The organism is Devosia sp. (assembly GCF_028290435.1).
In the GTDB taxonomy this organism is placed as follows: Bacteria; Pseudomonadota; Alphaproteobacteria; order Rhizobiales; family Devosiaceae; genus Devosia.
This window is the reverse complement of sequence record NZ_JAQGJV010000049.1, coordinates 1-21,657: the sequence shown is the minus strand read 5'-3', so window position 1 is coordinate 21,657 and position 21,657 is coordinate 1. Positions and strand designations below refer to the sequence as shown.

General features: G+C 61.9%; 21 protein-coding genes. 7 read left to right on the top strand and 14 right to left on the bottom strand.

What is annotated here, in order from left to right; genetic code table 11:
• Nucleotides 1–2: 2 nt before the first annotated feature.
• Genes JWP26_RS11745 through JWP26_RS11735 form a run of 3 tightly spaced genes read right to left on the bottom strand, consistent with a single transcriptional unit; the run spans nucleotide 3 to nucleotide 2,580 of the window.
• Complete coding sequence (locus JWP26_RS11745; RefSeq protein ID WP_299727524.1) at nucleotides 3–1,031, bottom strand: hemolysin family protein; 1,029 nt, start codon at nucleotides 1,029–1,031, stop codon at nucleotides 3–5.
• A 47-nt stretch (nucleotides 1,032–1,078) separates the two neighbouring features.
• Nucleotides 1,079–1,537, bottom strand: coding sequence for an rRNA maturation RNase YbeY (gene ybeY / locus JWP26_RS11740; protein WP_299727521.1), 459 nt, complete (start codon nucleotides 1,535–1,537; stop codon nucleotides 1,079–1,081).
• Between the two features lie 11 nt (nucleotides 1,538–1,548).
• On the bottom strand, nucleotides 1,549–2,580 hold the full coding sequence (locus JWP26_RS11735) for a PhoH family protein (RefSeq protein ID WP_299727518.1): 1,032 nt from the start codon (nucleotides 2,578–2,580) through the stop codon (nucleotides 1,549–1,551).
• A 301-nt stretch (nucleotides 2,581–2,881) separates the two neighbouring features.
• Between JWP26_RS11735 and JWP26_RS11730 the strand changes: the two genes are divergently transcribed.
• Nucleotides 2,882–3,559, top strand: a complete 678-nt coding sequence (locus JWP26_RS11730; protein ID WP_299727515.1) for a class I SAM-dependent methyltransferase — start codon at nucleotides 2,882–2,884, stop codon at nucleotides 3,557–3,559.
• A 28-nt stretch (nucleotides 3,560–3,587) separates the two neighbouring features.
• Here JWP26_RS11730 and JWP26_RS11725 read toward each other — a convergent pair whose 3' ends face one another.
• Nucleotides 3,588–4,586 carry a bestrophin family protein gene (locus JWP26_RS11725; RefSeq protein ID WP_299727512.1) on the bottom strand — a complete coding sequence of 333 codons (999 nt, stop codon included), beginning with the start codon at nucleotides 4,584–4,586 and terminating at the stop codon, nucleotides 3,588–3,590.
• 26 nt (nucleotides 4,587–4,612) lie between these two features.
• Nucleotides 4,613–6,010 (bottom strand): tRNA (N6-isopentenyl adenosine(37)-C2)-methylthiotransferase MiaB, encoded by a 1,398-nt coding sequence (gene miaB / locus JWP26_RS11720; protein WP_299727510.1) that lies wholly within the window; start codon nucleotides 6,008–6,010, stop codon nucleotides 4,613–4,615.
• 96 nt (nucleotides 6,011–6,106) lie between these two features.
• Here miaB and JWP26_RS11715 point away from each other — a divergent pair, with 96 nt between their 5' ends.
• From JWP26_RS11715 to JWP26_RS11695, 5 genes are all read left to right on the top strand, one after another.
• Nucleotides 6,107–6,301, top strand: coding sequence for a hypothetical protein (locus JWP26_RS11715; protein ID WP_299727508.1), 195 nt, complete (start codon nucleotides 6,107–6,109; stop codon nucleotides 6,299–6,301).
• Between the two features lie 201 nt (nucleotides 6,302–6,502).
• Complete coding sequence (rpsO, locus tag JWP26_RS11710) at nucleotides 6,503–6,772, top strand: 30S ribosomal protein S15 (protein WP_299727505.1); 270 nt, start codon at nucleotides 6,503–6,505, stop codon at nucleotides 6,770–6,772.
• Between the two features lie 369 nt (nucleotides 6,773–7,141).
• A complete protein-coding gene (gene pnp, locus JWP26_RS11705) occupies nucleotides 7,142–9,268 on the top strand; it encodes a polyribonucleotide nucleotidyltransferase (protein ID WP_299727502.1) in 2,127 nt (708 codons plus the stop codon).
• A 66-nt stretch (nucleotides 9,269–9,334) separates the two neighbouring features.
• The gene (locus JWP26_RS11700; protein ID WP_299727499.1) at nucleotides 9,335–9,757 is read left to right on the top strand and encodes a VOC family protein; all 423 of its coding nucleotides are present in this window, start codon (nucleotides 9,335–9,337) and stop codon (nucleotides 9,755–9,757) included.
• A 165-nt stretch (nucleotides 9,758–9,922) separates the two neighbouring features.
• Nucleotides 9,923–10,540 (top strand): L,D-transpeptidase, encoded by a 618-nt coding sequence (locus JWP26_RS11695; protein ID WP_299727496.1) that lies wholly within the window; start codon nucleotides 9,923–9,925, stop codon nucleotides 10,538–10,540.
• Between the two features lie 148 nt (nucleotides 10,541–10,688).
• Here the strand turns inward: JWP26_RS11695 and JWP26_RS11690 are convergent, their stop codons facing one another.
• The 6 genes from JWP26_RS11690 to JWP26_RS11665 all read right to left on the bottom strand — a co-directional run bounded on the left by JWP26_RS11690 (nucleotide 10,689) and on the right by JWP26_RS11665 (nucleotide 17,957).
• Nucleotides 10,689–11,297, bottom strand: coding sequence for a YcxB family protein (locus tag JWP26_RS11690; protein WP_299727493.1), 609 nt, complete (start codon nucleotides 11,295–11,297; stop codon nucleotides 10,689–10,691).
• 26 nt (nucleotides 11,298–11,323) lie between these two features.
• A complete protein-coding gene (gene infB, locus JWP26_RS11685) occupies nucleotides 11,324–14,248 on the bottom strand; it encodes a translation initiation factor IF-2 (RefSeq protein ID WP_299727490.1) in 2,925 nt (974 codons plus the stop codon).
• A 13-nt stretch (nucleotides 14,249–14,261) separates the two neighbouring features.
• The gene (locus tag JWP26_RS11680; protein ID WP_299727487.1) at nucleotides 14,262–14,987 is read right to left on the bottom strand and encodes an RNA-binding protein; all 726 of its coding nucleotides are present in this window, start codon (nucleotides 14,985–14,987) and stop codon (nucleotides 14,262–14,264) included.
• Nucleotides 14,968–16,563 (bottom strand): transcription termination factor NusA, encoded by a 1,596-nt coding sequence (gene nusA, locus JWP26_RS11675; protein WP_299727484.1) that lies wholly within the window; start codon nucleotides 16,561–16,563, stop codon nucleotides 14,968–14,970. The genes JWP26_RS11680 and nusA overlap by 20 nt, the downstream gene beginning before the upstream one ends.
• Complete coding sequence (rimP, locus tag JWP26_RS11670; RefSeq protein ID WP_299727481.1) at nucleotides 16,563–17,183, bottom strand: ribosome maturation factor RimP; 621 nt, start codon at nucleotides 17,181–17,183, stop codon at nucleotides 16,563–16,565. The genes nusA and rimP overlap by 1 nt, the downstream gene beginning before the upstream one ends.
• 108 nt (nucleotides 17,184–17,291) lie before the next feature.
• Nucleotides 17,292–17,957, bottom strand: a complete 666-nt coding sequence (locus JWP26_RS11665) for a flavodoxin reductase (RefSeq protein ID WP_299727478.1) — start codon at nucleotides 17,955–17,957, stop codon at nucleotides 17,292–17,294.
• A gap of 257 nt (nucleotides 17,958–18,214) precedes the next feature.
• On the opposite strand from JWP26_RS11665, the gene JWP26_RS11660 reads away from it, so the two are divergent.
• Complete coding sequence (locus tag JWP26_RS11660) at nucleotides 18,215–18,496, top strand: hypothetical protein (protein ID WP_299727475.1); 282 nt, start codon at nucleotides 18,215–18,217, stop codon at nucleotides 18,494–18,496.
• A 111-nt stretch (nucleotides 18,497–18,607) separates the two neighbouring features.
• Here JWP26_RS11660 and JWP26_RS11655 read toward each other — a convergent pair whose 3' ends face one another.
• From JWP26_RS11655 to metK, 3 genes are all read right to left on the bottom strand, one after another.
• Nucleotides 18,608–19,027: a helix-turn-helix domain-containing protein gene (locus JWP26_RS11655; RefSeq protein WP_299727472.1), complete on the bottom strand. Its 420-nt coding sequence runs from the start codon at nucleotides 19,025–19,027 to the stop codon at nucleotides 18,608–18,610.
• A gap of 84 nt (nucleotides 19,028–19,111) precedes the next feature.
• Nucleotides 19,112–19,825 (bottom strand): tRNA (guanosine(46)-N7)-methyltransferase TrmB, encoded by a 714-nt coding sequence (gene trmB, locus JWP26_RS11650; RefSeq protein ID WP_299727469.1) that lies wholly within the window; start codon nucleotides 19,823–19,825, stop codon nucleotides 19,112–19,114.
• Between the two features lie 96 nt (nucleotides 19,826–19,921).
• Entirely contained in the window at nucleotides 19,922–21,178 is a 1,257-nt protein-coding gene (gene metK / locus JWP26_RS11645) for a methionine adenosyltransferase (RefSeq protein WP_299727545.1), read from the bottom strand.
• Between the last annotated feature and the right edge of the window lie 479 nt (nucleotides 21,179–21,657).

Sequence of the window (21,657 nt, the reverse complement as noted above, 5' to 3'; positions counted from 1 at the left end):
GTCTACTCCGCCGCCGCCGCTTTTTCGCTGTCGCTACGCTGGTCGGTAATCGCCAGCGTCTCCGTCTCGGCCGCCTTGCGGCGAATGCGCAGCCGCTTGATTCGCCGGCTATCGGCCGCCAGTACCTCGAATTCGAAACCCTCGAGCCGCGTCACCTTCTCGCCGCGCTTGGGCACATGGCCGGCCAAGTCGAACACCAGCCCGCCAATGGTGTCGACCTCGTCGCCATATTCGCCCGGATCGAAATCCGGCCCGATCAGCGTGCGCACATCGCTTAGCTCGGCCCGCGCGTCGGCGATATAAGTATCCACGCCCACCTTGCGGATCAGCGCCGCTTCCAGCTCGTCGTGCTCGTCTTCGATATCGCCGACCACGGCCTCCAGCAGGTCCTCAATGGTCACAAGGCCATCTGTGCCGCCATATTCGTCCACCACGATGGCCATATGCACCCGGCTGGCGCGCATCGATTGCAGCAGATCGCCTACCGGCATGGTGGTGGGCACGAACATGGCCGTGCGCAGCAGGTCGAGCTTGTTGATCTTCTGCTTGAGTGCCGCCGACACCAGCTTGACCGGGATATCCTTGCTCGGATCGGTCACCGGCTCAGTGATGCGCTGCAGCGCGTCCTTGACGTGGATGAATCCGATAATGTTATCGAGCCCGTCCTCATAGATCGGCATGCGCGAATGGCCGACTTGACGGAATTTCCCCAGCAAAGCGCCCAAATTAATATCAATACCGGCAGCCTGTATGTCGCTACGTTCCACCATCACGTCGGCCACCGACACGTTGGAGAGCTTGAGCACGTTTTGCAGGATTGTCCGCTCGCTCTCGGAGAAGTCGGCGGCTTCGGCGCTCCCTTGCTCGTCCAGCGCCACCTGCAGGTCGTCGCGCAGCGAAACCGTGCCGCGGGCCAGCAGCGCGCGGAAGCGATTCCAGATCGATGGCCCCCGCGCTAACGCGGAGGCGGGGCTAGAAGGAGGCTCGGGATTTTCGGGTGCACGCGGCACCATACTGTCGCTGTCGTTCATTGTTCCATGCCGCCAAAGGCAGCTTTTCTATCAGAAAATGGGCGGTCTTAGTCGGCATAGGGGTCGTCGACCCCCAGCTTTGCCAATATCTGGGTTTCGAGGCTCTCCATTTGAAGGGCCTCCGCGTCGGTCATATGATCATAACCCAGTATATGCAGAAAGCCATGCACCACCAAATGGGTAAAGTGGTCGGCAAAACTCACGCCTTGATCGGCGGCCTCCCGCTCCAGGGTTTCACGCGCCAGCGTGATATCGCCTAGAATGCCGACGACGGGTCCAAACGGCTCGATCTGGGGAAAGCTCAGCACATTGGTGGGCGAATCCTTGCCTCGCCATTGCTTGTTGAGCTCGTGCTGCTCTTCGTCATTGGTCAACAGGATAGATAGTTCCGCCGCGCCCTTGACCTTGGCTTTGGATTGCTTGAGTGCCTCCAGCACGGCGAGCTCGGCCAGAGGATCAAGATCCTCCGGCCAGGCCTCATCGTTGCGATTGATGTCGATGTGCAATGGCGAAGCGGTCAGCGCACGACCCCTTCGGTGGCCTTGTCGGCGAGCCTCTTGGCCGTGTCGGCCTCGTAGGCACGCACGATGCGCCCGACCAGGGCGTGGCGCACCACGTCCTTGTCGTTGAAGCGGCTGATATGCACACCCTCGACGCCGTCGAGCAGCCCCACGGCCTCCACCAGCCCGGATTTCTCGCCGCGTGGCAGATCGACCTGGGTCGGATCGCCAGTGACGATCATTTTCGAATTCTCGCCCAAACGCGTCAAAAACATCTTCATCTGCATTGAGGTGGTGTTCTGCGCCTCATCGAGGATAACCACGGCATTCGCCAGTGTCCGCCCGCGCATGAACGCCAACGGGGCAACTTCGATAATGCCGGACGTGAGGCACCGCTCGACATTTTCCGGCTTCATCATGTCGTAAAGCGCGTCATAGAGCGGGCGCAGGTAAGGATCGACCTTTTCCTTCATGTCGCCGGGCAAAAAGCCGAGACGCTCACCGGCTTCCACAGCGGGACGCGACAGGATGATGCGGTTGATATCGCCGCGTTCCAGCAGGCTCGCCGCATGAGCCACCGCCAGATAGGTCTTGCCCGTACCGGCCGGGCCCACGCCGAACACCAGTTCGGAGCGCTCCATGGCACGCATATAGGCGTCCTGGGCCGGCGTGCGGGCGACGACGGTGGATTTCCGCGTGGCAATCTGTGCCATGCGCACTTTGCCCTTGCGCTCCAGCGTGGGTAGGGTGAGTTGGCTGTCCTCGGTCTCGATCATGCGGATGACCCCATCGACGTCGGAGATCTCGACCGATCGGCCTTCTTCCAACACGCCGTAGAGCGATTCCAGCACGCGACGCGCTTGGTCGACGCTTGAGGCGGCGCCCTTGATCAGCACATGATTGCCGCGCGGAGTTGCCGAAACCTTCAGCCTTTGTTCGATCAAGGCGAGGTTCTGGTCGAAATCGCCGTACAACTGGGCGGCGAGCCGATTGTCTTCAAAAGCGAGTTCAAGTTGGGATGCGAGTGCGTTGTCTGCGGTCGGGGACAAATGCCTGCTCAAAACTGAAATGGCTCCACAATGAAGTGGCGCGGGTTGCCCCGCGCTCGGGGGAACACGGTGCGGGCTTGCACCGCGTCAGACTCAAGAGGCTAGGCGGATTTGCGTTCCATGTCTGTAGCAATATTGTGACGCTTGAAGCCGCCGCCAAGGGGCAAGACCCTCCAGCGGAGCGATTTGAGGCGAGAAGGCCACAAGAGCCGTGCTCGAATGGCGGGGAGCGGCGACAAGGGCTTGAGCATATCAAAGCCAAGCTTGACAGCGGGATATCATCTGTAACAATAATTGTTACATGACTGACGATCCCGCTTTGCCCGCCTTTAACGCCGCCCATGCGCGCTCTTATGCCGAGGGTCCGCCTCGCCAGGTTCCGGGCTTTGCCGGCCTGCAACGCATGACCTCGATGCTGCTGGCCGAGCGCGTTCCTGCCGAAGGAAAAGTGCTGGTGCTGGGGGCAGGGGGCGGCCTGGAGCTGAAAACCCTCGCCGACGATCACACCGGCTGGACCTTTGCCGGCATCGATCCATCGGCCGATATGCTGGACGTGGCGGCACAGATCGTGCAACCGCACGCTGCTCGGATCCACCTGCAACAGGGCTATATCGATACCGCCCCGGACGGCCCGTTCGACGGCGCCACCTGCCTGCTAACGTTGCATTTCGTACCGCACGACCAGCGCCTGCAAACCCTGCGCCAGGTTCACCGCCGTCTGGTGCCGGGCGCACCCTTCGTCGTCGCACACATCAGCTTTCCGCAGACCGAGCCCGAGCGCTCCCTGTGGATCGCCCGCCACGTCGCTTTCGGCGGCACCGATCCCGCCAATGTAGAGAGCGCCAAGCAGGCGATCGGCACCAGGCTCTCCATCCTGTCGCCCGAGGACGATGAAGACCTGTTGCGCGAGGCCGGGTTTTCCGATGTCAGTCTGTTCTACGCCGGCCTGAGTTTGCGGGGCTGGGTGGCCTACGCCTAGAACCAGTGGTTCAGACATCTCCGCAATGTCAGGTCGCTATGCCATTGACCGGCAATAGAGGCGTGGGCAGCACCGTCTCGCCCAACGCGGTCCGCATCTCGATTTCGATGTCCCTGCAGATTTGCGAGATCGGCACGTCATTGGCTCCGCCCTCGAACGGGTTCGCCGAGCTCTCGCCAACCTGGTCGAGCGACATGTAGACCCAGCCCAGCAGCGTGCTGAATGGGATGGTCAGCCAGATCGCGATGGACCCCAATACACCCCCCAAATGGCTCATCTCGGCGAAGACCGGAACCACCCCAAAGGGCAATAGTGTGCAGAAGATCATCACGAACATCGAACTGACGATGGCATACTGCCTTGGATAGGGGCTGTTCTTGATGCGGTCGCATCGTGCCTGCTGGTCGTGGAAGTCCCGCATGAGCTTGAGCAGTTCGCTATAAACCTGCGTCGGAACGGCCGCGCCCTTGAGCAGTCCATTGACCTGGGCCAACTGCATGTCCAGCAGGGCGATCGCGGGCTCTGTCATGCTCGAAAGCTGCTGGGCCTCGTTTGGCACCAGTCCACGTAGTTCTTGATCCAGAGAGGTCGTGTCCTCCTGGATATGGTAGCGACGCCGGTATTCGATATTGGCTTTGCGCCCCATGGATTCCCAGGGCATTGGCCGCCTTAACGCATACCGCAGCGCCGTCAGCCACGCCAGATGACCGTAAATGAGCTGCCGGGCTGTTGCGGCATCGGTGAAGTCCTTGCACAGGCCGGCCCACATTCGGCTGCTCGCCGACAACTGTGAAAACGCCTGGAGCGCTTCGTTGCTGCGGGTGAAAACCTGCGAATTCTTGAATCCGGCAACCAGGGACACAGTCGTGCCAAGCACGACAACGACCGGCCACGGCACGGAAAACCCCGCAATGCCGGGCATTATGAACAGCCCAATGGCCAATAGGCTGACGGCCACCATGTAGATGACACTGCGCCGCGACCACAGGGCGAACTCGATCAGCCTATAGGAACGGCCTACATACATTGATTGCCCCGATATTCTGCTGCCAGCTACGCGGCCTGCGCCAGTTTCAGCCGCCCGACCAGCGAATTGGTGCTGGTCCCCACGATTTCCACCTGATGGATCGCCCCGATCAGGTCTGGGCTTCCGTCCAGATGCACCGCCTGCAAGTAGGGTGAGCGCCCGCCGACCTGTCCCGGCATCCGCCCCGGCCGCTCGATCAGCACCGGCATGGTCTTGCCCACGCAAGCGGCATGGAACGCCGTGGTCTGCGCATTGACCAGGTCCTGCAGCCGATGCAACCGCTCGGTCTTGATCTCCTCGGCGATCTGGCCGCCCAGATTGGCGCCCGGTGTGCCTGGCCGCGTCGAATATTTGAACGAATAGGCCGAAGCATAACCCACCTCGCGGATAATGCTCAGCGTGTCCTCGAAATCTTGGCTTGTCTCGCCGGGAAAACCGACGATGAAATCGCCCGACAGCGCCATGTCCGGCCGTGCCGTCTTGATGCGCTCGATCGTGCGCAGATATTCGGCGGCCGTGTGGCGACGGTTCATCGCCTTGAGGATGCTGTCAGATCCCGATTGGACCGGCAGGTGCAGGTAAGGCATCAGGATATCGAGATCGCGATGCGCGGCGATCAGGGCGTCGTCCATGTCGCGGGGATGGCTGGTGGTATAGCGCACGCGTTCCAGCCCCGAAATCTCGGCCAGGAGATACGCCAGCTCGCCCAGCCCGACCGTGCGGCCGGTGGCATCCAGCCCGTGATAGGCATTCACATTCTGGCCCAGCAGGGTGATTTCCTTGACCCCCGCGGCGACCAGATTGCGCGCTTCGGTCAGCACCTGGCTCACCGGCCGCGAAACTTCCGAGCCACGCGTATAGGGCACCACACAAAAGGCGCAGAACTTGTCGCAGCCTTCCTGAACCGTCAGGAATGCCGTCAGCCCACGCTTGATCGTCACTTCCTTAGAGGCAGCCGGCAGGTGCTCGAATTTGTCTTCTTCGGGATAGTCGGTATCGACCACTGCCCGCTTCTGGCTGGGATGCAGGTTGCGTCGCGCCGAGGCTTCGCCCAGCATTTCGGGCAGGCGATGATAGCTCTGCGGCCCGAACACCATGTCGACCACCGGCGCGCGCCGGGCGATTTCCTCACCCTCGGCCTGCGCCACGCAACCGGCCACCCCGATCATCAGGTCGGCCCCGGCAGCGCGACGCAGGTCCTGCAATTCCTTCATCCGGCCCAGCTCGGAAAATACCTTTTCCGAGGCCTTTTCGCGGATATGGCAGGTGTTGAGCAGCACCAGATCGGCGTTCATGATGTCGCCGGTCGGCTCATAGCCGTGCGGCGCCAGGGCGTCGGCCATGCGGTCGCTGTCATAAACGTTCATCTGGCACCCGTAGGTCTTGATGAACAGCTTCTTGGTATTGGCGTGGATCTCGGTCATGGCCGCTCTTTACCAGAGAGTCTGCGGCCCCGCAAAGCTTGCCGCAACCTTGCCGAGGCGGCCTCGTTTACTAGGGGACAGCCAAAGGAGGTCATCATGACCGAAGCGCAAAAAACCACTCCCGGCGCCGCCGCCCTAAAGGATGGCAAGAAGCCCGGCCCCAAGGACGCCCCAGTGCAGATCAGGCCCGCCGGTAAGGAATCCCACGCCGACAAGCCTAAGGATTGGGACAAGCACGACGAAGCCTTGGACGAGAGCTTCCCTTCGAGTGATCCTGTCGCCAAATACTGAATACAGTTTCTCTTGTTCCTTCCCCAGCCCGCTGGTGTTCCGCGCCGGCGGGCTTTGGCTTGGCGCAATAAATTCTGGCGTTCCCGGCCTTTTTGCCCTATATGCAGCCCAACTTTGGCTCGATGGGCCCAAGTTTTCACGGCCCCACCTGGACGACATCCCTGCTGGGGCGACCCATCCTCTTTTGAAAAGGATATACCGATGTCGATTACTGCTGAGCGCAAGACCGAACTGATCGGCGAATACGCAACCAAGGCTAACGATACCGGCTCGCCGGAAGTCCAGGTCGCGATCCTGTCGGAACGCATTGCCAACCTCACCGAGCACTTCAAGGGCCACGCCAAGGATAACCATTCCCGTCGCGGTCTGCTCCGTCTGGTCTCGACCCGCCGCCGCCTTCTCGACTACGTCAAGAAGATCGACGATGCGCGTTACAAGACCCTGATCGAGCGTCTCGGCCTGCGTCGCTAGTCGATGCGGTTCTGAATTGCGGATGCGGGGAACAATCTCCGCATTCGCCTTCGCCCCCGCCCGATGTGGCACATGGGCGAAAGCGTAGACCGGCGATTGCCGGAGCATGGCAGGATTATTGGCCGCTCCCTCCGCCTCACGCTCGCAAAATCAGATTTTTGGTTTTGAACTCGTGGGGCATTCGGAAGATTTTCCGGAGCGTCTTGTTGTCTTGCCCATGTTTCGTCAGCCCGCCGGGCCGAAACAGTGCCTGATTTTGAGCCGGGACATGCACATGGGGTGCCTGTCCGGTGCGGGCACACTGAATAGTCACGCGGTCGCTACGCGCCGCGCTCCGGGCTGTTCAGCAGAGATGGAAAGACGTTAAACATGTTTGATCACCACAAAGTCGAACTCAACTGGGGCGGCCAGCCGCTCACCCTCGAGACCGGCAAGATCGCCCGTCAGGCCGATGGCGCCGTGCTCGCCACCCTGGGCGAAACCGTGCTGCTGGCCACTGTTGTCAGCGCCAAGACCGCCAAGCCGGGCATCGATTTCTTCCCGCTGACCGTCAACTACCAGGAAAAATACTTCGCCGCCGGCAAGATCCCGGGCGGCTATTTCAAGCGTGAAGGCCGCCCGACCGAGAACGAGACCCTGACGTCTCGCCTGATCGACCGCCCGATCCGCCCGCTGTTCCCGGCTGGCTACAAGCACGAGACGCAAGTTGTCGTCACGGTTCTCCAGCACGACATGGAAAACAACCCGGACGTGCTGGCGATCGTCGCTGCCTCGGCCGCGCTGACCATTTCGGGCGTTCCCTTCATGGGCCCGATCGGCGCTGCCCGCGTCGGCTATGTGGATGGCAAGTACGTCCTCAACCTCGCCGTCGACCGTCGCGCCGATAGCAAGCTCGACCTCGTGATGGCCGGCACCGACGACGCCGTGCTGATGGTTGAATCCGAAGCCCAGGAACTGAGCGAAGAAATCATGCTCGGCGCCGTGATGTTCGGCCATGCCGAGTCGCGCAAGGTCATCGCCGCGATCATCAAGCTGGCCGAACTGGCCGCCAAGGATGCCCGTGATTTCGAGGCCGAGGATCACTCCGCCGTCGAAACCGAAATGCTGGGCGTTGTCGAAGCCGACCTGCGCGCTGCCTACAAGATCACCAAGAAAGAAGACCGCTACGCTGCGGTTGACGCCGTCAAGGCCGTGGCCAAGAAGCATTTCGCGGCCCGCGTCGAAGCTGGCGAACTCTCGGCCGAAGACATTGGCGCAGTGTTCAAGCACCTGCAGGCCAAGGTCGTCCGCTGGAACGTGCTCGATACCGGCCTGCGCATCGACGGTCGCGACCTGACCACCGTGCGTCCGATCGTGTCGGAAGTCGGCGTCCTGCCGCGCACCCACGGTTCGGCCATCTTCACGCGTGGCGAAACCCAGGCGCTGGTCGTCGCCACCCTGGGCACCGGCGATGACGAGCAGTACATCGACTCGCTCGAAGGCACCTACAAGCAGAACTTCCTCCTGCACTACAACTTCCCTCCATACTCGGTGGGTGAAGCTGGGCGCATGGGTTCCCCGGGCCGCCGCGAAATCGGCCACGGCAAGCTCGCCTGGCGCGCCATCAACCCGATCCGTCCTTCGGTCGAAGAATTCCCCTATACTATTCGCGTGGTGTCGGAGATCACCGAGTCCAACGGTTCCTCTTCGATGGCAACCGTGTGCGGCACCTCGCTCGCCCTGATGGATGCCGGCGTGCCGATGAAGCGTCCGGTGGCGGGTATCGCCATGGGCCTGATTCTCGAAGGCGAAAAGTTCGCCGTGCTATCCGACATCTTGGGTGACGAAGATCACCTCGGCGATATGGACTTCAAGGTGGCGGGCACCGAAGAAGGCGTGACCTCCCTTCAGATGGACATCAAGATCGCCGGCATCACCGAGCAGATCATGAAGATCGCGCTCGAGCAGGCCAAGGGCGGCCGCATCCACATCCTGGGTGAAATGGCGAAGGCGATCACCGCGTCGCGTTCGCAGGTTGGCGAATTCGCCCCCCGCATCGAGACCATGAAGATCCCGACCGACAAGATTCGTGAAGTGATCGGCACCGGCGGCAAGGTGATCCGCGAGATCGTCGAAAAGACCGGCGCCAAGATCAACATCGAAGACGATGGCACGATCAAGATCGCCTCCTCGGACGGCGCGCAGATCGAAGCCGCGATCAAGTGGATCCGCTCGATCACCGACGAAGCCGAAGTGGGCGCCATCTATCAGGGCACCGTCGTCAAGACCGCCGATTTCGGCGCGTTCGTGAACTTCTTCGGCGCCAAGGACGGCCTGGTTCATATCAGCCAGCTGGCGGAAGCCCGCGTTGCCAAGACCACCGACGTAGTCAAGGAGGGCGACAAGGTGTGGGTCAAGCTCTTGGGCTTTGACGAGCGCGGCAAAGTCCGCCTCTCCATGAAGGTTGTCGATCAGGCGACCGGCAAGGAAGTCGCCCAGGGCGAAGCGGCCGAGTAATCCGGCGCATCCAAGCATCGGGCCCGGACAGCAATGTCCGGGCCCTTTTTTGTTTGGGAGAGTGAAATGTTCAATGCGCTGATACCCGAACTGGCCGTCCGGGACTGCGCCACCAGCCTGCGGTTCTATCGCGACGTGCTGGGCTTCTCGGTGGTCTACGAGCGTCCCGAGGAAGGCTTTGCCTTTCTACAGCTCGGCGCCGCCCAACTCATGCTCGACCAGATCGGGGCAGGGCGCACCTTTGGCGCTGTTGAACTCGATACCCTGCTTGGCCAGGGACTGAACCTGCAGATCACAGCGGCGTCGCTCGATCCCATGCTGGCCGCAATGGTACTCGCCAATATTGCGTTGTTCCTGCCGCTGGAGGTTCGCAGCTATCGGCGAGGCGAATCAGCGTTGCTGCAACGTCAATTTGTGGTCGCCGATCCCGATGGCTACCTGCTGCGCTTCTGCGAATCACCGCGTGCTGTTGCTGCAACACCGCTTTGACGTTCACAAAGTTGCGATTGAGCATGACCAAAGTCGGGCGGCTGGCGAGTGATGCTTTCTTGCACTCGACAACTCACCCCGACGCCGCATACGTCATTAGTTAACCAGAACAATCGCTTACCAAAGGACCGAGACGTGATCAGCCGCCGCCTCTTTATGATCGCAATGCCTCTGACGCTTGCCGCTTGCGCCACCGGTGGTCGTAATCGCGTCGCGGAAGGTCCCCGGATCGACCCGCAATATGTCGCAATGTACTCGACGCCGGTAAACGAGCCCTTCGCCATCCCACCCGTCGATCTGCGTCGCGTCGACCCGCAGTGGTGGCGCCAGGAAGTCGCCTATGATGGCGGCGAGAAGCCTGGAACGATCGTCATCGATACCCCCGGCCATCACCTCTACTTGGTACAGGCTGGCGGTACCGCGATGCGCTACGGCGTTGGCGTCGGTCGCGAGGAAGCCCTGCAGTTCAAGGGCCGCGCCACTATCGGCCGCAAGGCCGAATGGCCGACTTGGACGCCCACCGGCAACATGATCAGGCGCGATCCGGATCGCTATGCGGCTTATGCACGTGGCTTGCCGGGCGGGCTGGAAAACCCCCTTGGCGCCCGCGCGCTCTATCTCTACCGCGGCGGCAGCGACACCCATTTCCGCCTGCATGGCACCACCGAGCCTTATTCGATCGGGACCAACGTCTCGTCGGGCTGCGTCCGGCTGATGAACCAGGACATCGTCGATCTCTATAGCCGCGTGTCGACAGGCGCCCAGGTCATCGTCAAGAGCTAACCCCATCTCCAGGTCATTCCCGCGAGAGCGGGAATCATTGTTTCGGCTTCCGTAGTCACCCGAAACGACGATCTCCGCTCCCGCGGGAATGACCTGGACGCGAAAGGCCCAGTCTTCGGACTGGGCCTTTTTTATTATTTGCAGGAACTTAGCGGGCGTTAACCGCCACGCGGCGGGCGAAAGCGATGGCTGCGACGAAGTCATCGGCACTATCAAAGCCCCGTGCCGGCAGGACCAGCGCTTCCCGCGCACTGATGGCCAGGAACAGGCGGGTATCCGTCGCGATGACCTTCCGTACTGAGGCCCATTCGATCGTTGACGACAGGCCTTTGATGGCCGTCGCGACGCCCAGGCCGTTGATCACGCCGCTCACGTCCTGCTCGGCACTGACGTTTGACTTGTAGATCATGCGGGCCTGCAAGAGCGTCGCCAGCGGCGCGGTAAGGCTCAAGAGAAGTGCTATGCCTAGAAACCAAGAAAGCCATGGCGGATCGGTGCGGAACTGCACGAACTGAAGCACCTCGCCGCTGAAGTCACCCCGCTTCAGACCAAGCTGACCTAATACCACAAGAACGACAATCACCCAGATCGTGAGTGGAACGGCGATCTGGACCCACCATGGCCGCGCCAGGGCGCGGTTGAGGGCGACAAAGTCCGAACTGGAAAAGCGGTAGTGAATGGCGAAGGAGGGGCATCTGGCGCTACTGCCATGGGTGTCTCCAAAACAAAGGGCGCAGCTTGCGCTGCGCCCTTGCAAGAATATCGATCCAACGGTTTGCGTGTCTAGAGCGTGCGCTGGATGGTCTCGACGCGGAAGCATTCGATGACGTCGCCGGCGCGCATGTCTTCGTACTTCTCGAACGCCATGCCGCATTCCTGGCCGGTCTGGACTTCCTTGACTTCGTCTTTGAAGCGCTTGAGCGTCGATAGCTTGCCTTCGTGCACCACGACGTTGTCGCGGATCAGGCGCACGCCAGCGCCGCGTTCCACGATGCCTTCGGTGACGCGGCAACCAGCGACCTTGCCGACCTTGGAGATGTTGAACACTTCCAGGATCGTCGCATTGCCGATGAAGGTCTCGCGCCGTTCGGGCTTGAGCAGACCGCTCATCGCCGCCTTAACGTCATCCACGAGGTCGTAGATGATGTTGTAATAGCGGATTTCGATGCCGTCACGCGTCGCCAGATCGCTCGCCTGCTTGTTGGCACGAACGTTGAAGCCGATGACGATGGCGCTCGATGCCGCCGCCAGGGTCACGTCCGACTCGGTGATGCCACCGACTGCCGACATCAGGATCTGCGCCGACACTTCGTCGGTGGAGAGCTTGTTGAGCGAAGCGGTGATCGCCTCGACCGAACCCTGCACGTCGCCCTTGATGATCAGCGGGAACTTGGCAATGCCGGCAATCTTGAGCTGATTCATCATCTGCTCAAGGCTGGTGGCACCGCCGCCCGCTGTCTTCTCGCGAATGGCGCGCTGACGGTATTCGGTGACTTCACGGGCACGGGCTTCAGACTCGACCACCGAGAAGCGGTCGCCCGCATTCGGCACGCCGGTAAAGCCCAGCACTTCGACAGGAACCGACGGGCCGGCATCCTTGACCTGCTCGCCCTGATCGTTGATCAGCGCACGCACGCGGGCAAACTCGGTACCGGCGACGACGATATCGCCGATCGCCAACGTGCCGCGCTGCACCAGCACCGTCGCCACCGCACCGCGGCCGCGATCGAGCTTTGCTTCGATGACCAGACCCTCGGCGCGGCCATCGCGGGCCACCCGCAGTTCGAGCACTTCGGCCTGCAGCAGGATGGTTTCGAGCAGCTTGTCGAGACCTTCCTTGGTCACCGCGGACACTTCCACGTCCAGCACATCGCCGCCCATCGATTCGACGAACACTTCATGCTGCAGCAGTTCGGTGCGAACGCGCTGCGGATTGGCCGATGGCTTGTCCATCTTGTTGATGGCCACGATGATCGGAACGCCAGCCGCTTTCGCATGCTTTATCGATTCGATCGTCTGCGGCATCACGCCGTCATCCGCCGCCACCACCAGCACTGCGATATCGGTCGCTTGCGCGCCACGGGCACGCATGGCGGTGAACGCCTCGTGGCCCGGGGTATCCAAGAAGGTGATCTTGGCGCCGTTCTTGACGACCTGATAGGCGCCGATGTGCTGGGTGATGCCACCGGCTTCACCAGAAACAACATTGGCTTCGCGAATCGCGTCGAGCAACGAGGTCTTGCCGTGGTCGACGTGACCCATGATCGTCACCACCGGTGCGCGGTCGGTCAGGTCTTCGGCCAGATCGTCGGATGGCACGTCATAGAGGCCTTCTTCCACGTCGGCATCCGACACACGGCGTACCGTGTGGCCCAATTCGATGGCGATCAGTTCGGCGGTATCGCTGTCGATCACGTCGTTGATCGTTGCCATCGTACCTTGGGCCATCAGCATCTTGATGACGACAACAGAGCGCTCGGCCATGCGGTTGGCCAGTTCCTGCACCGTGATGGCCTCAGGGATGATGACTTCGCGGCTGAGCTTGGGCGCGGACTGCTGGTTGCGGCCCATCTTCTTGTCGCGGCGGCGGCGCATGGCGGCCAGCGATGGCCCCTTGTCGCGATCGCCTTCGACGCCCGCATTGGTCACCGTCAGGCGGCCACGCGCATTGGCCTCGTCGCCACGGCGAACCGGGCGTTCGGGCGCCGCACGCGCAGCGCGGCGGGCATTCTCGAGCTCGGCTTCCGTCGTCGGCCGGGCCGAAGGCGCGCCAGTACGAATCTTGCGACCATCGGCTTCGCTGGGCGGTGCGGGCGGCACATTGCCGATCGGCGCCATGCCGGCACCGGCCGGACGCGCACCAGCGGTTCCCGCAGGACGGGCACCGGCCGTACCCGACGGGCGGGCATTGGCATTCGGGCGCAGAGCTGCGCCAGCGCCGCGTTCGCTTTCCGGACGCGCGTTTGGATTGGGACGATCGCCAGCGGGCCGGGTCGAAACCGGGCGCGGCGGCTGACCGGGACGGCCGGCGACCACACGCACGCTGGACGGACCGGCATTGCGCTGCGACGGCGGCACGAACGGCGCTGCGGGAGCAGCCTCGGTCGGACGCGCCTGCGGAGCAGCGCTGGCTTCGGTCGGACGGGCAACCGGAGCCGCAGCAGGCGCTGCTGTCTCGGCGGCAACCACAGCCGGAGCAACCGGAGCTGCTTCGACCTGGGGCGCTGGCGCTTCTTCGGCAACCGGCGCTTCGCTGGCGCGACGCTCCTCGTCCTGACGGGCTGCATCTTCGCGCACCTGGCGGCGACGCGCATCATCTTCGACGCGGCGCGCTTCCTCGGCGGCAAAACGGGCCTGGTCCTCGGCGGCGCGGGCACCTGCCTCACGCAGCACGTTGCGGCGGGCTTCGGCCTCGGCGGCCGAGAGGCCAGCGACCGGACGCTGGCTCTGAACTGGCCGTGTCTGGGGTGGACGCTGGCTCTGCACGGGAGCGCCGCCACTGGGCGTTGCCACCTGCGGACGCTGCGGCGCGCCGCTGGGAGCGCCCGGCGTTGCAACGCGGCGCGTGCGCTTCTCGACAACCACGGTGCGCGACTGCGGACGTGCCATGCCAGGGCGACTGCCGAGGCCCGGCCCGCCCTTCAATGTCAGCGTCTTCTTGCCAGCGCCTGAGGTGTCGTCGGTGCGCTTGTCGTCGTTATCAGCCATGTATCTCGCGTCTCTATCTTGTCTCGTCTGGCAAAACGTCACCGTCAACCGCATCGCGGCCGGTGTCATTTTCCCTCGGTTTGGCGCTGTAACGGGCCAGTCGCCTGGCTTTTTCGAGCGCCGCTTGGGCTGCCGCCCCTCTTATGAGCGCAGCATGTATCACATTTTCGAGCCCGAGTGCCAAACCCAATTGCTCACTGGTGAGCATTTCGAAATGAGGTATCTCGAATCCTACTTTTTCGTCTTCCCGCGCCGCATGGTGGAGGGCTTTTAATGGCCCCGTCATCTTGCTGCGCCCATCGGGGGAGGCGTCGCTTGCGGTGATCAGGGCGATCAGATCGCCCTTTTCCAGCAAGGCACGCACCTTGGTCGCCCCGAAGGTGAACTGACCGGCCTTGCGAGCCATGCCCAGCGCTGCAAGCAGACGCTGTTCAAGCCGCAGTTCAGTCAGTCCCGGCAGGTCGTCGGGCAGAACCACCTCTTGCTTGAGGCTCCGTCCGAACACTTTCTTCTTCACCGCCTCGGCCACCGCGTCACGGTTGAGCGTGATCCACACGCCCCGCCCTTCGGCCTTGGCTTCGGTGTCGGGCACCAGCACCCCGTCGGGGCCGAGCACGAAGCGGATCAGCTCCGGGATCGGCAATTCCGCCCGGGTGAGGGCGCATAACCGCGTCGTATCCTGGCGCCGACCCACCGGGCGGCCCTCGTCAACGTCCGCGTCAGACGGATTCTTCTGCAACCTCGCCAACTTCCTCGACGGGCTCGGCGTCGGCTTCGATCCAGCCGGCCTTGATGCGGGCCTGCATGATCATGTCTTCGGCTTCTTCGCGAGAGACCGGGAAGTCCTTGAAGGTGCCTTCAAAGCGCTTGGTTTCGCCGTCCTTGCGTTCGCTCCAGCCGACCAGATCGTCAGCAGCGCAACCGGCAAAGTCGTCGACGGTCCGGATTTCTTCCTTGCCGAGAGCCACCAGCATGGCGGCGGTCAGCCCGTTGATCTCGTAGAGTTCGTCCGCAACGCCCAGTTTGACGCGCTCTTCGTCATGCGCCCGGTCGATGGCCGCAAGATATTCGGTGGCGCGGTTCTGGATTTCGCCGGCGGTTTCTTCGTCGAAACCCTCGATGGTGGCGATTTCGTTGACGTCGATATAGGCCAGTTCCTCGACCGAGGAGAAGCCTTCGGAAGCCAAGAGTTGGGCAACCATCTCGTCAACGTCAAGGGCGGAGATGAACAAAGTCGAGCGTTCGGTGAATTCCTTCTGGCGCCGTTCGCTCTCTTCTTGCTCGGTCAGGATGTCGATATCCCAGCCGATCAGTTGCGAAGCGAGGCGCACGTTCTGGCCACGACGGCCGATGGCGAGCGACAGCTGTTCGTCGGGAACCACGACTTCGATGCGCTCGGCCTGCTCGTCGAGCACCACCTTGGCGACATCGGCCGGCTGCAAAGCGCTCACGACGAGGTCCGCGATGGTATCGGTCCACGGAATGATGTCGATCTTCTCGCCCTGCAGTTCGGCGACGACCGCCTGAACGCGCGAACCACGCATACCGACGCAAGCGCCGACGGGATCGATCGAGCTATCCGAGGAGGTCACTGCAATCTTGGCGCGCGAGCCTGGGTCACGGGCAATCGAGCGGATGGTGATGATGCCATCGTAGATTTCGGGCACTTCCTGCATGAACAGTTTTGCCATGAACTGCGGATGGGTGCGGCTGAGGAAAATCTGTGGCCCGCGCTGTTCGCGGCGCACGTCATAGACGTAAGCCCGGACGCGATCGCCATAGCGGAACATTTCGCGCGGGATCAATTCGTCGCGGCGGATAATGGCTTCGCCACGACCCAGATCGACGATCACATTGCCATATTCGACGCGCTTGACGGTGCCGTTGACGATCTCGCCGATGCGGTTGAAATATTCGTCATACATGCGCTCGCGTTCGGCATCGCGCACCTTCTGTACGATCACCTGCTTGGCCGACTGGGCGGCGATACGGCCGAATTCCATCGGCGGCAGCGGCTCGGTCAGGAAGTCGCCAACCTTGGCGGTCGGGTTCTTGGGCAGCGCGTCCTTGAGCGAGACCTGGCGATTGTTCTCTTCGACCGTCTCGACGATTTCCAGCAGGCGCCACATGCGGGTTTCGCCCGAACGCGGATTGATCTCGACCTTGATTTCGGTTTCGGCGCCGTAGCGGCCCTTGGCGGCCTTCTCCATCGCGTCCTGCATGGCTTCGATCACCACCATGCGGTCGATCGATTTCTCGCGGGCAACGGCATCTGCGATCTGCAGCAGTTCCAGTCGGTTCGCGCTAACGGCCATTAGTTCAACTCCTCGGAGGTCGGTTCGTCCGTATCGGTAATTTCGATCGTCTCGGTTTCGTCGTCGTCAATCGGATGGGCTTCCTGATCGATGCGCGCCTTTTCCATCAGGGCATCGGTCATCACCAGTTTAGCCTCACCCAGCAGGCTGAGGGACAACTTGTGGTCGGGATCGGTCCCGGCCGGCGCGTCCGGCACCGTGATGGTGAAGCTGTCGGCGTCCGCTGCCTTGATGGTTCCGCGGAAGCGCTTGCGGCCATTGACCATGTCGCCCAGCTCGACCCGGGCTTCATGGCCAATATAGGCGATGAAATCGCGCGCCCGCACCAGCGGCCGATCGATGCCCGGTGAGGAGACCTCGAGGTGATATTCGCGGTCGATGGGGTCTTCGACGTCCAGCGCCGGCGACACGTCCTTGCTCAGCTTTTCACAATCCACGATGGTGAAGCGCCCGGTCTCGTCCTCGGCCATGATCTGCAGCGTGCAGCCATTTTCCTGGGTGATCTTGATGCGCACCAGCGCATAGCCCAGCCCATTGGCCACCGGCTCGACAATCGCCGCCACGCGGGCTTCGAGCCCGGTCTGCTTGATGTAACGCGGTTCGGTAAGGTTGAAGCTCATCGGTCCTTGGGTAATAAAAAAGAGCGGGGCCGGAAGGCTCCCACTCTGCAAACTTGCTGAGATGTTGTGGTCTATATAGCGCCGAACGCGGAAAGCCGCAAGGGCGGGCTATTTCTCCCAGGTCACGCTCGACACATCGGCGCCCAGCTCTTCCAAAGCCTCGCGCAGGTCCTTCACCATCGGATCGGGCCCGCACAGATAGAAGTTCTGGTTGAAGTCCTTGATGTGGCTTTTGAGGAAATCCACGTCGATCCGTTCCTGCAGCAGCTTGGATTTCGGATCGGCGGTGACGGTCCACAGCGTTTCCAGCCCGTCCATCGCCTCGAATTCATCACGCAAGATAATGTCCTTCTCGGTCTGGTTGGACACGATCAACCGATTGCCCTTGAGACCGCCCTTGGCATTGAGACTGCGCAGGATGGCAATGAACGGCGTCACGCCGGCGCCGCCGGCGATAAAGGTGCCCACGCCCTTATATTGGATCGTGCCCCACACGTCGCGCAGGAGCAGACTATCGCCGGCCTCCAGGCCCCACAGCGCACTGGTCACGCCCGGATGGTCGCGATAACTCTTGATGGTAAACTCCAGCGTCGGCTCATTCTGCAGGCCGGTAAAGGTGAATGGCCGCTTCTTGTCGCGCCAGCCATCCTTGTCGATGCTGACCTCGGTGGCTTGCCCGGGGCCAAAATGAAAATCTTTTGGCTTTTCGACACGATAGTGTCGTACATTATGGGTTACGAGTTCGGCCTTCAAAATCTTGACGCTGGTGGGCATGGCGGGCTCCTTTTGAGGGATACGCGGGGACCTTAAATTGGTTCCGAGCCCGCGCAAAGCCCCGGCCCGCAATCCGTCACTTCCATGATACACAGTGTCTTGCGAGATACCGGGTATCTCCACAACACCTTGATATCCTTGTGAAAACCATCGGCATCTTGACGCAAACGTCAAGGGCAGATTCCATGAATCTTTGATCTTGCGAGGGGCCGGACCCACGATCATCTACGGTGTGTTCAAACGAAAGGAACACTAAAATGATCAAGTCCTCAATCATCGCTCTTCTCGCCGTTGCTGCCATGGGCAGCGTCGCTGCTCCCGCTTTCGCTGACAACGATATGGGCAACAGCAACTCCAACCATGCCGATGGCAACTATCTGGATACCGACGCCGTCCTGGCCCGCCTGCATGAGCAGGGCGTCAACGCCACTTCGGTCGAACACTGGGGTACTCTCGTGCGTGCCTTCGTGATCCAGCCCGACGGCACGCAGGTATCGCAGCTCTTTACCCCCGATACCCTCAAGCCCGTCGCCCTCTAAGCTTCGGACATAGCGTCAACCACGCGTTAGAGCGTCCGCGCTCTCACACTGACTGACCGTCCAGGCGCCGCCGGCTTTGTCCGACGGCGCCGGAATTGGAAATTCCGAAATTCAGTCGTGGCTGCTGAGCAGGCGGATGACCGCCCCTTCGCCCATGGCATCGAAGCGCTGCCGCGCCGCCTCAACCGAGTCGCGGTGCTGTACGGCGAAAGCCTGCCACATATCCGCCATATCGAGCAGATGATGGCCAAGCTCCGTGAGCTCGTAGTCTACCCGCGGTGGAATCGTGGGGAATAAAGTGCGCGAGATAAATCCGTCGCGCTCAAGTTCACGCAAGGTCGACGTGAGGGTCTTTTGTGTGATCCCCTCGATCTCGCGGCGCAATTCGTTGAACCGCCGCTTGTCCCGCCGCAATCGGTGGATGACGATCAGCGTCCATTTTCCGGGGCGCACCACCAGCATTTCATCGGGGGTACCGGGACTGTGGACAAAACTGGACATAGGCAGCCTCTGCGTCGTTGTCTTGCCCATATGGGGTGCTGACAAGCCAACACCATCCCTGATGACATTAAACTTTGACATGTCGGCGGTAACACTGCGTTCGCAGTTTTGGGGTTAACGTCGCGTAAACGTGAAATAGAAGCTGGTCATCCGCCCTTCGCGCCGTGCTTTTTGCTCGTAGCGCGTGGCCTGCCAGCCCGGATACGGCTGGTGCCAATCGCCCGGGGTCCCGGGCTCGAAGCTGAACTCCGGCGCCCGCAAAATATGGGCCAGCGTCCAGTTGGCATAGTCCTCGATATCGCTGGCGAAGTGGAACACACCGCCAGGGCGGATGACCCGCGCCAACTCGGCCAGCGTCGTCGGCGACACGAAGCGCCGCTTGTGATGCCGCGTCTTGGGCCAGGGATCGGGATAGAGCAGGTAGACCTCATCAAGGCTTGCATCGGGCAGCGCCATCAGCAGCTTGAGCGCGTCATCGGTATAGAGCCGCACATTGGCCAGGCCCTGCGCATTGATCGCCTGCACCATCTTGCCGATGCCGCCGGTGAACACTTCGCAGCCGATATAGCCCGTTGTGGGATAGCGCGACGCCTCAAGCGCCAGATGCTCGCCGCCTCCGTAGCCGATCTCGACGATGATTTTTTCCGCCTCGGGAAACAGCGTTTTCGGATCGAGCGTCCCCTCAAGCTTGATTTCCAGCTCTGGCAGGGTGGCGTCGAATTCCGCCTGCTGGCCGCCATGCAGTTTCTTGCCCGAACGCCGGCCAAAAAAGGCACGCGGTTCGCCGGAGCGGGTCTTGGGCAATTGGTGGTCGTCGGATTTCGTCACGGCGCAGACCTCATGGAACCGTTGCACCACGAGGTCGTGGCAAAATGGAATCGGCCCCATCCGTGACAGGATAGGGCCGAACCCGAATGGCGTGAATTACTTCACTGCTGCCTTGAGGGCGCTGACCAGGTCGGTCTTTTCCCAGGAGAAGCTGCCGTCGCGACCCGCCTTGCGGCCAAAATGGCCATAGGCTGAGGTCTTGGCATAGATGGGCTTGTTGAGGTCGAGGTGGGTGCGGATGCCGCGCGGGGTCAGGTCCATGACCTTGCCCAGGGCGATTTCCAGCTTTTCCTCGTCCACCGTGCCGGTGCCATGCAGGTCGACATAGATCGACAGCGGCTGCGCTACGCCGATGGCATAGCTGAGCTGGATCGTGGCGCGATCGGCTAGGCCCGCTGCGACCACATTCTTGGCCAGATAGCGCGCCGCATAGGCCGCCGAACGGTCGACCTTGGTGGGATCCTTGCCCGAAAACGCGCCGCCGCCATGCGGGGCCGCGCCACCATAGGTATCCACGATGATCTTGCGGCCCGTCAGGCCCGCATCGCCATCCGGCCCGCCAACCACGAACTTGCCGGTCGGATTGACGTGCCAGACGGTGTCCTTGGAAATCCAGCCTTCCGGCAGGGCCTCGCGGATATAGGGTTCAACGATCTTGCGCACATCGGCCGAGGTCAGCGAGGCATCGATATGCTGGGTCGACAGCACGATCTGGGTGACGCCAACGGGCTTGCCGTTTTCGTAGCGCACGGTGACCTGGCTCTTGGCATCGGGGCCGAGCACCTTGGCGGGGCCGGTGCCTTCCTTGCGGGCAATGGTCAGGATTTCCAGAATCTTGTGCGCGTAATAGATTGGCGCTGGCAGCAGTTCGGGGGTCTCGCGGCTGGCATAGCCGAACATGATGCCCTGGTCACCCGCGCCCACGTCCTTGTTGCCATTTTCATCGACGCCCTGCGCGATATCGGCCGACTGGCCGTGCAGCAGCACGTCGATCTTGGCGGTCTTCCAGTGAAAGCCGGCCTGCTCGTAACCGATGGCGCGGATCGCCTTGCGGGCGGCCGATTTGAACTTGGATGGATTGACGACCGGATTGCCCGCCGCGTCGTGCAGGACCTTGCCGTCCTTATCCTTCTTCAGCAGCGTCTCGGGCACGCGCACTTCGCCCGCAATGACGACGCGGTTGGTGGTCGCCAGGGTTTCGCAGGCGATGCGCACCTTGGACGGGTCCATGCCGGTCTTCTTGGCCTCGCGGAACACCAGATCGACGATTTCGTCGCTGATCCGGTCGCAGACCTTGTCGGGATGGCCTTCGGAAACCGATTCCGAAGTGAAGAGGTAGGATGAACGGGCCAAGGTGAAGTTCCCCAAAATGCCGAAAATGCTGAAAAACACGCTATTCGGGTGGGTTTGTGACACTTGGACCCATCCCGGTCAAGCGGGATATAAAGAAAGCTTGATATGTGTGACGGCCCGGCCGGAGAAGAAAATGCCCGCGCCAAAGCGCCGCGCGGGGCTGCCGGGCGGGTTCCTTGCCATTCGAGCGTAGCTCTCATGGCCTTCTCTCCTCAAATCGATCCACTGGATCGATTTGCCCACAGAGCGGGACGGCTCGAAGACTGCGGCATGCGGCGAGACGTGCCTCATGGTTTTTTAGATAAGCGAGACAGCGCCTCGCCGCATGCGATGGGGTTTCTGGCCGCCCGAACGTGGCCTCCCTTCACGTCTGGGATGACGAACGTAGCGCTGGCCCAGGGATCGCGCGACCGCATTCCCCTCCCACCAAACTCCCCACGGCCGTTCGTCGCGAACCCGCAGCCATTGTGGAGATATCG